The sequence below is a fragment of the Bradyrhizobium sp. CCGUVB4N genome (assembly GCF_024199945.1).
GTDB lineage: Bacteria > Pseudomonadota > Alphaproteobacteria > Rhizobiales > Xanthobacteraceae > Bradyrhizobium.
In genome coordinates, this window is sequence record NZ_JANADP010000001.1 from 2,350,908 (window position 1) to 2,366,114 (window position 15,207).

At 62.9% G+C, this 15,207-nt stretch carries 12 protein-coding genes, 1 tRNA gene and 1 pseudogene; 6 read left to right on the forward strand and 8 right to left on the reverse strand.

The genetic code is table 11. The features are described from left to right. Window positions 1-22 precede the first annotated feature (22 nt). Window positions 23-289, forward strand: a complete 267-nt coding sequence (locus NLM31_RS10570) for a hypothetical protein (protein ID WP_254129100.1) — start codon at window positions 23-25, stop codon at window positions 287-289. A gap of 189 nt (window positions 290-478) precedes the next feature. Here the strand turns inward: NLM31_RS10570 and NLM31_RS10575 are convergent, their stop codons facing one another. The 3 genes from NLM31_RS10575 to NLM31_RS10585 form a co-directional block, all read right to left on the reverse strand. After that, window positions 479-1,480: a transporter gene (locus NLM31_RS10575; protein WP_254129101.1), complete on the reverse strand. Its 1,002-nt coding sequence runs from the start codon at window positions 1,478-1,480 to the stop codon at window positions 479-481. A 327-nt stretch (window positions 1,481-1,807) separates the two neighbouring features. Then, entirely contained in the window at window positions 1,808-2,125 is a 318-nt protein-coding gene (locus NLM31_RS10580; protein WP_254129102.1) for a hypothetical protein, read from the reverse strand. A 63-nt stretch (window positions 2,126-2,188) separates the two neighbouring features. Next, window positions 2,189-2,485, reverse strand: coding sequence for a biotin/lipoyl-binding protein (locus NLM31_RS10585; RefSeq protein WP_254129103.1), 297 nt, complete (start codon window positions 2,483-2,485; stop codon window positions 2,189-2,191). A gap of 343 nt (window positions 2,486-2,828) precedes the next feature. On the opposite strand from NLM31_RS10585, the pseudogene NLM31_RS10590 reads away from it, so the two are divergent. The 3 genes and pseudogenes from NLM31_RS10590 to NLM31_RS10600 form a co-directional block, all read left to right on the forward strand. After that, a pseudogene (locus tag NLM31_RS10590) lies at window positions 2,829-2,936 on the forward strand (formylglycine-generating enzyme family protein); the annotation flags it as partial. Beyond that, on the forward strand, window positions 2,926-5,439 hold the full coding sequence (locus tag NLM31_RS10595; protein WP_254129104.1) for an arylsulfatase: 2,514 nt from the start codon (window positions 2,926-2,928) through the stop codon (window positions 5,437-5,439). The pseudogene NLM31_RS10590 and the gene NLM31_RS10595, both read left to right, overlap by 11 nt. Before the next feature lie 122 nt (window positions 5,440-5,561). Next, window positions 5,562-7,028 (forward strand): DUF1254 domain-containing protein, encoded by a 1,467-nt coding sequence (locus NLM31_RS10600; protein ID WP_254192190.1) that lies wholly within the window; start codon window positions 5,562-5,564, stop codon window positions 7,026-7,028. A gap of 54 nt (window positions 7,029-7,082) precedes the next feature. On the opposite strand, the gene NLM31_RS10605 is transcribed toward NLM31_RS10600, so the two are convergent. From NLM31_RS10605 to NLM31_RS10615, 3 genes are all read right to left on the reverse strand, one after another. After that, window positions 7,083-7,277 (reverse strand): hypothetical protein, encoded by a 195-nt coding sequence (locus NLM31_RS10605; protein ID WP_254129106.1) that lies wholly within the window; start codon window positions 7,275-7,277, stop codon window positions 7,083-7,085. 158 nt (window positions 7,278-7,435) lie between these two features. Next, window positions 7,436-9,106 carry a Na/Pi cotransporter family protein gene (locus tag NLM31_RS10610; protein ID WP_254192191.1) on the reverse strand — a complete coding sequence of 557 codons (1,671 nt, stop codon included), beginning with the start codon at window positions 9,104-9,106 and terminating at the stop codon, window positions 7,436-7,438. A gap of 751 nt (window positions 9,107-9,857) precedes the next feature. Then, window positions 9,858-11,294: a hypothetical protein gene (locus NLM31_RS10615; protein ID WP_254192192.1), complete on the reverse strand. Its 1,437-nt coding sequence runs from the start codon at window positions 11,292-11,294 to the stop codon at window positions 9,858-9,860. Between the two features lie 600 nt (window positions 11,295-11,894). On the opposite strand from NLM31_RS10615, the gene NLM31_RS10620 reads away from it, so the two are divergent. Continuing rightward, on the forward strand, window positions 11,895-12,707 hold the full coding sequence (locus NLM31_RS10620) for a hypothetical protein (protein ID WP_254192193.1): 813 nt from the start codon (window positions 11,895-11,897) through the stop codon (window positions 12,705-12,707). A gap of 39 nt (window positions 12,708-12,746) precedes the next feature. Here NLM31_RS10620 and NLM31_RS10625 read toward each other — a convergent pair. Both NLM31_RS10625 and NLM31_RS10630 read right to left on the reverse strand, forming a co-directional pair. Then, window positions 12,747-12,822 (reverse strand) — tRNA-Ile (locus NLM31_RS10625). Between the two features lie 337 nt (window positions 12,823-13,159). After that, entirely contained in the window at window positions 13,160-14,134 is a 975-nt protein-coding gene (locus NLM31_RS10630) for a tripartite tricarboxylate transporter substrate binding protein (protein ID WP_254192194.1), read from the reverse strand. 107 nt (window positions 14,135-14,241) lie between these two features. On the opposite strand from NLM31_RS10630, the gene NLM31_RS10635 reads away from it, so the two are divergent. Beyond that, a complete protein-coding gene (locus NLM31_RS10635; protein ID WP_254192195.1) occupies window positions 14,242-15,207 on the forward strand; it encodes a TAXI family TRAP transporter solute-binding subunit in 966 nt (321 codons plus the stop codon).

Here is a 15,207-nt window from a genome sequence, read left to right on the forward strand (position 1 = left end):
CCAATCGAAAGGAGCTGCCACGATGACGACATTCAGAAAATTGATCGGGTCAGTCCTATCCAAGGCCTTGTTGGCCGGACTGGTCGTCACCGCAATCTTTACGCCGCCGCTGCAGGCGCGCGAGAGCCGCGCCGGCGATCGACAAACCGAACAGAGCGTGGGGTCGACCATCCCTCGCATCGCGGGCGACCGGTCGATCGCGGCGCCAGCCCACCACGCGTTCGCGCCAGTGCCCTCGGATCAACCGGATGGCGTTTGCGACCACGGCGATGACCCGATGATATGCTGAAGCGGAGCTCGCAGGTGTCGAGGGGACAGTGCACGTCATTGACGGGCTTTCGAACCTCGCATTGAGTGCGCTGTCATCGCAATTCGCTGCCAGCGCAACGAGAAGGCGAGCCGGAACGTTGCTCCGCAGCTCTCGCGCACCGGTGATTGAGGTCTCGAATTTAGCTGCCCTTGCGGGGGCCACGGCCTGCTATTTCGTCACGATCCGTCGTGTTGGCGTCACGGTACTGGTAGGCGCCATCGGTGAGATCGAGAACGTCAGCCAAGTATTCCAGCCTGCCGGCCGGTTTTCCGCGGCGAATTCGCCGTAGCCTTTCAGATTGAGATAGCCCTGCATGTCGCCAACCGGAAACAGAAATCCGATCTGCGGGCCGACGCCGACGACACGTGAGCGGAATCCGCCGAGGATGGGGTTCTGACCGGAATCGTCGGTGACCTGCTGGTACGCATATCCGACGAGGCCGACAAAGAGCTGCTTCGAGAGAAACTGGGAGGCACCCCAATCGACATGGAAGTCGACGCCGCTCCGGTACTGCGTGTCCGGATTCTTGAAATTGTAGGTGAAGCCCGCGACCGCCGAAAACTCGTGTCCAGCCTGCGGGTTGAGATAGGTGTAGCCGCCGCCGCCATCGATGGCGCCGTGGCCGATGCCGAGATTGGCCAGGCGGTTCGGGTCGTAGGCCCCGACGGGAATATCGCCCGTCGCGTAGGTCATGAAGTTATGGACGCCCTGATTCCATTTCAGCGTCACTTGCGGATAGAGGTCGCCCACCGAGGTGATGGAGTCGCCGATGCTCCCCGTTCGCGTAATTGCGATTGGTCCGAACCCCGTCGTCAGCGTCCCGTTGAGGTCGGCGGCCGATCGCCCGAACAGGCCGGTCATGCCAACAGCCAATTGTCCGCCCAGTACCGGCGTCGCGAAAGTGTAGGTGGGATTGAGCAGCACCAGATCGGCCTGCGCGTTCAGATGCAGATTCAGGTTGACGTTCACGGCCGCCGGAAATCGGCCGATCTGAATTTCCCTCGACGCGGCCGCGGCACCGAACGCCGATACCGAGGTGTGATAGTAAACCTCGGCCATCGACCATCCCGGCACCTGCGGCGTTGCGGCAAGACTGCTGAAACGTCCGGGGAGCCAATACGAAACGCCGCTTTCGTCGCCGTACGCGGCGTCGGATAAGGTTGCGGACATCACCATGATTGTGCCGATGACCGCACAGATCAACCGGCGACCAGACTTGCGTTCGGGTATGCAGCGCGTCATGTGCTCCCCCATTGTCCGTTCACGACACTATGCCAGCGAGATTGTGAATGTCTCGCCTTAAACTGGTGAACCGCGAAATCTCGTCGTCGTGTTGCCCTGGGGGCACGCCAGACTCGCAAACAGCTACGGCTCTCGAGAAAGAGCTTCGATCCGTTCTGCCGCCGATGTGCAAATTGTGCCAGCTGGCCAAACGCACTGCGTCGAGCGCTCGATCAGGGCTCAAGGGGAAGCGCGTCACGACCGCGCAGGCGTCCACTATTTCAACCGCTGCACGTTCGCTGCCATATCTGGAGCGCGGCCGACCCTGTAGGTCGCGTTGCTGCATTTCAGCACCCATACGGCATGATCGGGCCTGGAGCGCTTCGCATCTCTTGTCGCGCGGAGCGGTTGATCACAGGCAAAACCCTGGATGCGGATCTGTGCAGCGAGTTCATCCTTGGGCGTTTCTTCCGCGGCTTGCGCGGCGGATATCATCAGGTCGGTATGAGACCCGCTGCCGGCCAAGAACGATGCGGTAAGGAGAAGACCGCCAGCAACCAGATGAACGGAAGCGACCACATTGCGATGCGCCATAGGCCCCCAACTCCGAAGAATAGAAGAACCCGGAATCGCCCGGGAAGCGATGCACATCAGCTTTTATAAAGGGTGCGGCAAGCCTGCGCCACAACGCCGTCTCTCTGCCTTGCGACCCATCACGGCACGTAAGCATTCCTGCCTCAGATCGATCTGAAACAGCACGTCGTCCTTCTTCACCGGCACGTTCGGCTTAACCGGGGTTGCGACAATTTGTCCCGTCACGTTCGGCGTCACCTCCACGACGCGGCCGATCACCGTCACCCGGCCCGACGGTGCGAGATAATTAAAAAGCGCAAGAAATGTCGCGAGAATGAACCCGCCGATCAACAGCGAGATTGTCCCGACACCCAGCCCCACCGCACGAGTCTGAGTTTCGAGAATACGAGCCAGAGCGCAACGAGGTAGAGGCACAGAATAATGACCATGGCTGGCCCTCATTCTCTGATTGCGCTAAGGTGACGCTCGCGGAGATAGCTGAAGCATCACTCTTTTGAAGTGCTCTTAGACTACAAGCCGATCTCGTTAGATTCCATCGCGCGTTTTTGAGACTGCAGACGCCGTGCGGCGCTAGCTGCAGCCGATATTGCACGTCTCTCGCTCGGAAGCGGGAGCGTTTCGCCAATCAGCGCTCGCTTGATTTAGGTCAACGAATGCGTCCCGCTGCTGGTTCATCCAGCATTGGCTCACGTTTCAGGTCGGACATTGTCGCCGCTACCGGCCGGCGGCACGCCATGCCGAGCCGGTTGATACCTCGACCAGTCACGTTGGATTGCGCTGCATCAAACGGGAGAAGCGCCATGAACGATGAACGGAGTAGCTGGCGACCGAAGCAGAAATTACTGTTGGCCACCGGCCTTGCGACATTGCTCATCGCTTCGCCGGGTCTTCTCGCGCCAGCGGCGGCACAGCAGATCACCGGCACACCGGGGACGCCCAGCGCCACGATGACGCTCGATGGCAAGCAGCTTCCCCCCGAGCCTCCAAAGTTCGGCGGCGTGATCAACGAAGAGGCCAAAGACTCAAAACCTTACTGGCCACCCTCTGTCGTGCCACCCAAAGGCGCCCCGAACGTGTTGCTGATCATGACCGACGACCAGGGTTATGGTGTGTCCGGTACTTTCGGAGGCGTCGTTCCGACCCCGGCGATGGACCGCGTCGCCAAGGCCGGCCTGCGCTATACGCAGTTTCACTCCACGGCGCTCTGCTCACCGACGCGGGCGGCGCTGATCACCGGACGCAACCACCATTCGGTCGGATATGGCGTGATCGGCGAAATGTCGACCGGATATCCCGGTTACAACTCCGTCATTGGCCAGGAGAGTGCCACGATCGGGACCATCCTGCGGGACAACGGATTTGCCACGTCCTGGTTCGGGAAGAATCACAACACGCCAACCTATCTGTACAGCGCCGCCGGGCCATTCGACCAATGGCCGGTCGGCATGGGATTCGAATATTTCTACGGCTTCATGGGCGGCGAAACCGATCAGTGGACCCCCTACCTGTTTCGCAACACGACTCAGGTTTACCCCTGGATCGGGAAGACCGGCTACAACCTCATCACCGACATGGCCGACGAGGCCATCAACTACATGAACGGGCTGAACGCGGCAGCCCCTGACAAGCCGTTCTTCGTCTATTACGTGCCTGGCGGAACCCATTCGCCGCACCAGCCGAAAAAGGAATGGATCGAGAAGTTCAAGGGCAAATTCGACATGGGTTGGGAGAAGCTGCGCGAGCAGATCTTCGCCAACCAGAAGCGCCTCGGGGTTGTCCCCGCAAACACGGAGCTCACCTCTTGGCCGGATACCCTGCCGAAGTGGGACTCGCTCTCAATCATCCAGAAGAAGCTCTATGCGCGCGAAGCCGAGGTGTTTGCCGCCTACGCGGCCTATACCGACAATGAGATCGGCCGCGTCATCCAGGCGGTCGAGGACATGGGCAAGCTCGACAACACGCTGATCATCTACATCAGCGGCGACAACGGCACCAGCGCGGAAGGCACGCTCGAGGGCACCCCTAACCAGATGACCGCCTATAACGGCGTTCTGAAACTGCCCGAAGCCGAGCTGATGCTGCACTACGAGAATTGGGGCTCCGACAAGACCTATCCGCATATGTCGGTGGCATGGTCATGGGCCTTCGATACGCCGTTCAAATGGACCAAGCAGGTGGCATCGCATTTCGGCGGCACCAGGCAAGGCATGGCGATCTCGTGGCCTGGCCACATCAAGGACGTCGGTGGCATTCGATCCCAATTCCACCACATCATCGATATCGTGCCGACGATCCTGGAAGCCACGGGCATTACGGCGCCCGCGACGGTGAATGGAATCGCACAAAAGCCCATTGAGGGCGTGAGCATGGCCTATACGTTCGACCAGGCCAACGCCAACGCGCCGTCAAAGCGCGACACGCAATACTTCGAGATGTTCGCGAACCGCGGCATCTACCACGACGGTTGGTATGCATGCACGACGCCGCCCGCGCCGCCATGGCTATTGGGAACGGCGAAGCTGCCTGATGTCACCAATTACAAATGGGAGCTTTACAACATCGCCGAGGATTTCTCGCAATCCAAAGACCTCGCAGCCAGCAATCCCGACAAGCTGAAGGAGCTTCAGACGCTGTTTCTGAGCGAAGCGGCGAAATACCAGGTCTTGCCGCTGGATAATTCGGTCCTGCCGCGTCTGACGACGGCGCGTCCGAGTGCGACCGCGGGGCGAACCGAATTCACATACACAGGCATCAATCCCGGCATCCCCGACGGCAACGCACCCAACATCATGAACAGGGACTACAGGATCACCGCCGATATCACCGTCCCGCAGGGCGGCGCCGAAGGCATGATCGTGACGCTCGGTGGTCGCTTCAGCGGCTACGGGCTCTATCTGCTGAAGGGCAAGCCGGTCTTCGTCTACAACATGCTGGATTTGAAACGATACCGCTGGGAATCGGGCGTGGGTGCGCGGGACTGGCTCGGCTCATCGCTCAAGCCGGGCAAGCACACCATCGCGTTCGATTTTAGATATGACGGGCCCGGCTATGGCAAGGGCGGCGCCGGCGTATTGTCGGTCGACGGCAAGGAGGTTTCCCGCCAGTCGATCCCGCACTCGATCTCGTTCATCATGGCGATCGACGAGTCCTTTGACGTCGGCGTCGATACCCGCACGGGCGTGGATGACAGCTACAAGCTGCCGTTCCAGTTCACCGGCAAGATCGACAAGCTGACGTTCAAGCTTGGACCGACGCAGGTGTCGAGCGACGAGCGGCGGATCATCCAGTATGCCCGTGGCAAGGCAAGCGACTAGTTCGGCACCACTGATCTGCGGGCATCGAAGGATGCCCGCAGTCGGCGCACGGCAACGAAGCAAGGCGGATCGAGTCTACAACTGAACGTAGCAGCACGCATATGAGCACGAGAGGGTTCGACATGAATCGAGGTATTCTGACGCTGACTCTATCACTCTGCATTGGCGCTCTGACTGCGCCCGCGGCGCTCGCGCAAAGCGCCGCGGCTGCAATCACCGAGCAGGAGGCGCATGCGATCGCGGTCGACGCCTATGTCTATTTCTACTCGCTGCTATCGATGGACGTCTCCCGGAAGCAGTTCACCAACGTCGCGCCCGGCAAGGAGATGGCGAAGGGGCCGATGAACATGTTCAGCAACGTCCCCGAATATCCACCCGCGGATTTCAAGGGGGTCGTTCGATCCAATTTCGACACCTTGTATTCCAGCGCGTGGCTGGACATGACCAAGGAGCCGGTCGTCATCACGGCACCGGATACGGACGGGCGCTATTATCTGCTGCCGATGCTCGACATGTGGACCGACGTCTTTGCGTCGCCCGGCTGGCGGACCACCGGGACCAAGGCCGGGACGTTCCTGATAACGCCCCCGGGCTGGCGGCCCGATCTGCGCGAGCGGTTCGCCGAAGAACTCAAGCTTCCGGCGGATACCCAGCGTATCGACGCGCCGACGCCTTACGTCTGGATCATCGGCCGCACCAAGACCGATGGTCCGCAGGACTATGATGCCGTCCACAAAGTCCAGGCCGGCTACAGGGTCGCGCTTCTCTCCGACTACGGCAAGACGCCAAAGCCGGTCGAATTCAAGCCGGACCCGAGTGTCGACATGAAGACGCCGCCCAAGATCCAGGTCGATACCATGTCGGCCGGCGTGTATTTCGCCTACGCCGCGGAATTGCTCAAGCTTCACCCACCGCACGTCACGGACGAACCGATCATTGCCCAGATGAAGAAGATCGGCATCGAGCCGGGCAAGGCGTTTGACATCGGCAAGCTCGATCCGGTGTTGCAACGCGCGCTGGAAACCGCTCCGCAGGACGGCCAGAAACTGATGGCCTGGAAAGTGCCGACGCTGGCGCGGGTCGCCAATGGCTGGTCGATGAACACCGACACCATGGGCGTCTATGGCAATTACTATCTGAAGCGGGCGATCGTCTCGCAAGTGGGGCTCGGCGCCAATCTGCCCGAGGACGCCATCTATCCCCTCAACCTCGGCGACGAATCCGGCAAGCCGCTCGATGGCGCAAGCAAGTACACCATCACCTTCGACAAGGGCGCAGCCCCGCCGGTCAACGCCTTCTGGTCGATCACCCTTTACGATCCGGAAGGATTCCAGGTCGGCAATGTGCTCAACCGCTTTGCGGTCAGCAGCTGGATGCCGTTCAAATACAATGCGGATGGATCGCTCGATCTCTACTTCCAGAACGAAAGCCCGGGCAAGGACAAGGAAGCCAATTGGCTGCCGGCGCCGAAGGGCGCCTTCAACCTGACGATGCGACTCTACAGCCCGAAATCGGATGCGCTGACCGGAAAATGGAATCCGCCGCCGGTCGTGAAGACGCCGACAACGGTCGGTCTGTCCGCCCAATAGCGCCGCGAGGCGCGCCGGCGCTTCGGCGCCGGCCTCGCGTTACTGGTGCCCGGTCTAGCGCTTCTGCAGCGGCTCGCCGGGCGCGCGGTCCAGCGGCTGATGCGGTTTAGCGAGGCCGATCGTACCGGGTAGCGCGTCGTTGCTCGCCGTACGGGTGTTGACCTTGTCCATCGTGACTGCGGCTGCAACCACGATGGCGGTGGCCACGGCGAATGCAAACAGAACCAATGCTGTCCGATGCTGGTCCATCGATAAGCCCTCTGGCCCGGCGAGGCTACGGCGGCGTCTCCGGCAATGCAATAACCCGGATGAGGTAGGAGGGCGTCCCTAAAGGCTTTGAGCACCGGGACACCGCCGTCCGAACGATTGATTGTCGTCGCCGCGGAAGCCGGCGCATGAACGGCTCGCTATGCGCCGCGACCGACGAGATGCGTCGCGGAACGCCATGCGTGATACGCGAGCGCCTCGAGGCGGCGTACGGTTTCGACCCGGGCGATTGCCTCGTCTGCGCTCAACCCTTTGCTCGCCACCGAGCCGAGCGTCGCACTGCGATGGCTTGTCCGCAGTTCGCCAAGGGCCTTCGCGCACGCTTCCAGGAGGGCGAGGGTTTGCGTGGTCGACGCTTCCGTTGCGGGCAGGTCTTGCTCCGGGCCGAACGGTTCCTTCGCGCCGTCTGGCGGCCCGCCGGCAACCTCCGCGGCGAGTGTCGCCGCGCCACGCATGGCCTGCGCGCACAACTCAGCGGCGCGGATATCCTCGGGCTCCCCGTCAGGCGTGCCGAGCTCGGCTTCACCGCCCACGGTGTCGGCCAGGCGAGAGGCGTGGTCGAGCGCATGCAATGTGCGCGTGAGCCGCTCCTGCTCATCCTCCGATTCGGGCGGGCCGCTCACGGCCGACATGAACTCCTGGGCCTGGCGCAGCGCATCGGCGGCCGCTGCAACGGAGACGTCGTTCCTGGCGCGGGTGGGTGCACCCTGATGCCCCGCAGCGAGAGCCCGCGCGAGTGATCCGCACATCGTTCCAAGGGCGCGCGCCACGGTGCGCCGTACGGCTTCCTCGGTCGCAATCGGTGTCGCCAGCGCCACCGGATCGAGGCACCGCGTCAGCGGTGAGCCGCGTTCGGGAAGGAGGCGCTCCACCAACCGCGTAAACCCATCGATCATTGGCAGCAGCACCATGACGCCGACGAAATTGTAGGCGGTGTGATAGGCGGCAAGCAGCGTCACGCCGTCGATCGTGTCTGAAGCGGGGACCAGAAGGGCAAGCGTGACCGGAAACAGCACCACGGCGATCACGGCCGCGATCAGCTTGAACAGGATGTAGGCGAGCGCCAGTCGCTTGGCGGTGCTGCTCGCGCCGATCGCCGCCATGGCGGAGCTGGTCGCTGTTCCGATGTTCTGCCCGATGATCAGCGCGCAGGCCTGATCCAGTCCGACGGCTCCCGCATGATATGCGGACAGCGTGACCGCGATGGCTGCCGTCGATGATTGCATCACGGCCGTCATCACCAGTCCGGCAACGACCAGCGCCAGCACGCCATACAGGCCCGACCACCAGGTGGTGCCGAGAATGGCCGGCAGATCGGCCGGGTGCAGCCGTTCGGCCAGTCCTCCCATGCCCTGCTGCAGGGTCGTCAGTCCAAAAAGCACAAGCGCGAATCCGGCCAGCGCCGCGCCTGCTGCGGACACACGCCCGCGGCCCAGCAATTTGACCAGGGCGCCGACGAAGATCATCGGCAATGCAGCGGCCGTGAGCGAGACGCGCACCCCGATGAGCGCCACGAGCCAGCCGGTTCCCGTCGTGCCGACATTGGCGCCGAAGACGAGCGCCAGCCCTTGCGGGAACGTCAGCACGCCCGCGCTCACCAGACCGATGGTGGTCATTGTGGTGGCGCTGGAGGATTGCACGATCAACGTGACGACGGCGCCCCAGAAGGCACCGGACAGCGAGGTCGCCGCCGCCTTGCTCAGCACCATCCGCAATCCCGATCCGGCCAGTCCCTTGAGGCCGGCGGTCATGACGCTCATGCCCAGCAGGAACAGGCCAACACCGCCAAGGACCGAAATCGCCGTCGACATGTGCTCCCCTCCAGGGGATACAGGCAATGGCGCTGTCTAGCACAACGCAGCCGCAGTCGATATCGGCGACCGCGAATTGTCGGGCGTTCGGGAGCCAAGCTTCGCAGCGCAAGCTCCGCACGCGCTGCCAGCAGCGCTCGCGTTCGTGCGATGCGGATTACGGTGATAGTGCACTCAATGGATAGCGAGTGCAGTGATTGCAGTGCCGGGTGAGTGGAGCGGTCCGCCGGCGATGACTAACCAACCGACCTTGGCCGGGGTGATGCGCGGCGGCGCGGAATCTGCAGCGACGCATTGGCATCGCTGGCTGGGGCGACTGCGACACGGCAATCACGCCGGTGCTAACCACCCCATCCCGCAAACGGATTATGACCTGGCTCCGGTCGTTCATTGTAGTACGGGTCCGGCTGAGCGCGGGCCGGCCGTGCCGGTGAATAGGCCCAGGCCGCAGCGGAGCCCGCTGTCCCCCCACGCGCGGAGTGAACAGTTGCATGGTGCCGATGCACCTGGGCCGCCGTAGCGGCGTTGGCAGCGCACAGGAAAATCAAAAGGCAGAGAACCAGACCCGACCGCATGGCAATTTCTCCGATGGACCAACAAGCACGAGTCAAAGTGAGATTTGGCTCACGCCCTCGCAATCCGCGACACCTTCCACGACCGGTCACATCCGCGGCATCGCGTGCGGGCGGCGGACGAATTCGTGCGAATCTGCAAACCGGCCGTCATCCCTCGTCAGACTTCAGAACCTCGGCTAGGTCGCCCGAATCACGCCAGGCGTGCTCATGCCTGAGTGCTGCTGCGGAAATGGTGCGCTTGCGGCCGAGGGCGGAGCTTGCAGCTCATGGCCGCGCAGGCCCAGGAACGCGATCAACACGACGGCCGTCAGGGCGACACCGCCGACCGCGACTTCGGGCGCTGCGTCCGAAGACGCTGCCAGGATGCTTGCGCGCAGCGAGACCTGGTGCGGGACTTCGGACGGAATTTGGCGCACGAGATCCTGCCCGCTCTCGTGGCGTGTGTTGCCCGGACCTTCCGCGAACCGGCGCAGGCAAAGGAAGACGAGGAGCAGCAAAGCCGTGCCGCCCGCGAGCGGCGCGATGGGGGTGGTCAAGGATGTGAAGGAGAGCGTGTGAGCGCCGGTATAGAGAAGGAGCGTGGCCGGCAAAGCCATGCTGCCGACAAGCGGTGCGAGCGCGGGACGATACCGGACGGGCCTGTCGTCCCGATCGGCGAATACCGCGAAAAGTATGGCGATCATCATCAAATGACCGATGCCGTCCACCTTGCCGAAATCGAGCGTTGCGGCGGTCAACACCATCACCAAAGCGAGGGCGGCGAAACGCCGGACCAGCGGTGTCCAGAACAGCGCGAAGGCCAGGCCGAATTCCACGATCCCTGCGGCGGTCACGACCGTCGGGACATCAAAGCCCAGCGTCAGCTCCGGATGAGCGATCGCGATCGGCGCGACCCAGGCCGGGTACACGAATTTCTCCATCGCCGGCCATAACAGGGACAGCGCGACGGTCCAGCGCAGGAAATCAGATCGAAAAGCAAGCAGCTTGGCATTGCGCGACGAGGACAGCGCGAACCAGACCCCGAGCCCCGGAAAGACCGGGTAGTCCAGCATGTGGAACAGTCCATAGCTGGCGGCACCATAGACATAGAGCAGCACGATGCCCGCCCCTGCTGCCGGGAGCGTGGCCCGCGCGCCCAGGAAAAGCGGGATCAGCAACTGAATGGCCGAGAGCCAGAAACTGTTTGCTTCGAGTTCCGGGGTGAGGATGAGACCGCCATGAGCCCACAGCAACGCAAAGAATACCGCAGCGGCCGCACGCAAAAGGTCGTCGACGCGACGGCGCAGAGGCTCGGTCAATTGATCCAGAAATTTCGAGACCATGGCGCCGAACCTGGTCTGCTCGGCCGCGCAAGCGAGATAGAACAGCGCAAGGAACAGCGCCAGGAACAGAAAGAACGTCGTCGTCAATACCGCCTGGACGGGCAGCGGATCGTCGGAGACGGCGCATGGCACGAACCACTTCACGTGAGCCGATGCAACGCCGGTCATCGCGATGAAGTTGACCACCAGACACAAGGAGAAAATCAATCCTTTCGTGACTCTTGATCGCGCGCGTCCAGCATTGGAGATGGTCGAAAACTCATCGCGGCTGGCTGCACGATCGATGCTCATGAGCTCATCAGAATAATTTCGTCCAAACATTCATCACCCCCGAGGAGCGTGGTTCAAAGACACAAGAATACGTTCGCCGATTTAGCCGACGCCCGGGCTTTTTGGATGTGAAGTGGCTTACTGGTGCCGGGTCACACGTTCGTTAGGGGATCGTGACGCTCAGTGAGACAGCGCTGCTTCCGCTTCGCGTTCCACAACCGAGTCAGATTTGCCTCGCCGGCGGCAAACCGCTCCGACGCGGCGCTCAACTGCTTCATGCAGTCGCTGCCGTCCTTGCCTTCGTCCTACGGGCTTCGGCATGACAGCCTTCGTTCGCTTCGACCGGAGTTCGTTGCGCTGGCGCGCCTGACCGAAGCTAGCGAATAGTCCGTCTTCGCTTTCGCTTCGCTCCGGCTACGCCGGACGCGCTTCGCCCTTTGGTCTTGCTGTGGCTGCGCCTTGAGGGGATGGCGAAAACGGACAATCGAGCTGACGGCCAGGTCGCCTGCATCTCGCCGGCCGCCAAAATGAATCCACTGCATTGCCGGATTTAAGTCGCATTGCGACCCAGGTCACGGCCAAAACTCCCGTCCGGCAGGGGGCGCAACACCGGGGTTTTTCATGTCCGGTCATTTGCGAGTTTGTTACACGGCTTTTGCGCTTCTTGTGGGTCTGTCGACATCATCCGCGTTTTCGGCCCCCCTTTCCGAACTCTTCAATGCTGGTCCCGCCACAGCCCCTGCGCGCGCTTCCGCGGAAGCGGAGTGCTTGACGCGGCCCGGCAAGTCGGCCGCCGATGGCCTGCACTGGGTCTATCGGGTGGAAGGCCAGCGCAGATGCTGGTTCCAGGTCGCCGAAGGAACAGAGACGGTGAAGAAGCTGGTTCAGCAACGCGCCACCAAACATCGTGTCGCCACGGCCGAAGAGAACAAGACCGCAGCGCGCGAGCGGAAGGCGGTGGGGGATGCGCGCGCGGAGCTGCCGCGCTCCGCACCTGCGGATACGTCTCGGCCGGGCCCGTCCGTGCCCGCGCAGGTGGTTGATGCCGGTCCCGTCCTCGCCACCGGGATCGCAACAAGCGCGTCGCCGGCGCCCCTTTCCAAACGCGACCGGCTCACGGCTGACGCGATCGCGCTACGCCAGGTCGACGTTGAGGCACTCCTGGCGGCGACGCCGGTCGCCGGTGAGGTCGTTGCCGCTGCGGCGATGCCGCTCGCACTTGCCACAGCCGAGGCGGTCGATGACGGGTGGGTCTGGACCTGGCTTGGCATGCTGCTGATGGCCTTGGGGCTTGTCTCCATCCTGAGCGCTGGTCAAATCATTCGGTGGGATGTGCTGCTGCACCAGCTGAGGTCATCTTTCGCTGGCCAGAGGCTGCTGCTGGTCCAAACGCGACCTCGCGGAACGGTGCGGCAAAGCAGCCATTCGGCCTGAGCCGCGCGTTTCAGATCGGCCCGGCATCACTGATCTTCGTGGTGGGCCCGGCAGGACTCGAACCTGCAACCAGACCGTTATGAGCGGCCGGCTCTAACCATTGAGCTACAGGCCCCGCCGCGAGACGGCCTGCGGGAAGTGCGCGGCCGGCAACGGTGCGCGGTTCGTTTACAGGGATGGAGGCGGGCGTGCAATGCTGGGGCTCGCCGATCTGAACACCGGAGCCGCGTTGCGGGAAACTTCCAAATATCCGAATTTTGCGATGGTGGGCTTATGCCACTGTTTTGCCCGACGTGTCAAACGTGTTTTGGGGTGACTCTCGCTTTCGCTTCCGTAACCCGCTGAAATCGCCGGATTTTTCTACTGTGCATGGGGTTGTTTTCGGCTTTTTGGTCAGAGGACCCGAAGGTCCCCCTTGTCTTGCGGGCGCATGACCGGCGCCGACGTGCCGCTCAGTCCACCGAGACCCCGGCGAACTCCACGACCTTCTTCCACTTCGCGGTCTCATCAGTGACGAGCTTGCCGAACTCGGCCGGCGTCATCGGCTTGGGGATGCCGCCGTTCTCGGTCAGCCGCGCGATCACCTTCGGGTCCTTCAGCGCGTCGCCGACGGCCTTGTTGAGGATCTCGACGATCTCGCCCGGCGTGCCCTTCGGCGCGGAGATGCCGTAGAAGCCGACCGACTCGAAGCCCGGCACGGTCTCGGCGATCGCCGGCACGTCGGGCACGGCGGGCCAGCGCTGCGGCGAGGTCACGCCGAGTGCGCGGACATTGCCGCCGCGCGACTGCTCGAGCGCGGACGGCAGATTGTCGAAGATGAGCTGCACCTTGTTGGAGATGATGTCGGGGAAGGCGATCGCGGAGCCGCGATAGGGCACGTGCACCATGTCGCACTTGGTCATCGCCTTGAACAGCTCCGCCGACATGTGCACCGAGGTGCCGTTGCCGGAGGAGGCGAACGAGATCTTGCCGGGGTTGGCCTTGCAATAGTCGATGAACTCCTGAACCGTCTTCACCGGCATCGCATTGGAGACGACCAGCATGTTGGTGAGCTGCATGATGCTCGCCACGGGGGTGGTGTCGCGCAAGAAGTCGAACGGCAGTTTTTTGTAGAGCGAGGTCGAGATCGCGTTGTTGGGCGCAACGAACAAGAGCGTGTAGCCGTCGGGGGGCGAATTGATCGCGGCGCCGGCCGCGATGTTGCCGCCGGAGCCGGCGCGGTTTTCGACGATGAATTGCTGGCCGAGCCGATCCGACAGCGCCTGCGCCATGATGCGCGCGACGATGTCGACCGGGCCGCCGGCGGCAAAGCCGATCATCCAGTGCACGGGGCGGTCGGGGTAGGCGGCGGAGGCGGGAGGGGAGGCTGCGAAAACACCGAGCAGAAAAACCAGCCCGAAAACAGCGCACCGCAAAATTCGCAACATGATGCCTCCCATTGTTCTATTGTCGTTGCGGAGCATGCTTTCACAAAAACCGCCCGCTGCCTACATCGCCTCAAGTCGATGTTGACGCAGGCGCAGCCGGAACGACCATGACATTCGCAATCACGATTCTCGTCAGTGCGGCGCTGCTGTTGAGTCCCGCTGCTGCTCAAACCGGAGGCAACGCCATTTCGACCAGGACAATCAGCTTGGGGACCGCGACGCCCGGCGGCGGCTTCCCGCTCTATGGCAACGCTTTCGCGGAGGTGATGAACGCGGCGGACGCCTCGCTCACGATCGCCCCGCGCAACACCAAGGGCAGCAACGAGAACATTCCGCTGCTGGAGAAGGGCGAGCTCGATCTCGCGCTGGTCGCGGGCGAGCCGGCCTATGAGGCCTTCGCCGGCATCGGACGAACGCCGGTGCGGTTGAAGATCCTGACCGCGATCTACTCCAACCCCGGCATGTTCGTCGTGCGCGCGGACAGCCCCTACAAGACCATTCGCGATCTCGTCGGTCAGACGGTTGCGTTCGGCGCGAAGGGATCCGGCCTGCCGATCCTGGCGCGCTACGTGCTCGATGGCCTCGGCCTGAAGCAGGACGAGGATTTCAAGGCGATTTATCTTGACCGCGCCGGTGACGGGCCCGCGATGGTCGAGGATGGCCGCGTCGCCGCACTCTGGGGTGCCGGCATCGGCTGGCCGGGTTTTGCGGCGGTCGCATCGAGCGCGCTAGGTGCGCGCTTCATCGCGCCGACCGCCGAGGAGATCGCGCGCATCCGCGCCAAGCATGCGTTCCTCAAACCGCTGACCGTGCCGGCCGGCTCCTATCCAAAACAGTCCGAGCCGATCGCCTCGCTCGGCTCCTGGAGCTTTGTGCTGACGCGCGAAGACCTGCCCGACGACGTCGCCTATCGTCTCGCCAGGACGCTGCACGGCCTTGAGGCGGATTTCTGCAAGAAGCTCGCACAGGCCTGCGAGACCACTGCGGCGAACACGGTCGCCGCGGCCCCGAAGCCGGAGCTGATCCACCCGGGCGTGGTGAAATACTTTCGCGAGATTGGCGTGGTGAAGTGA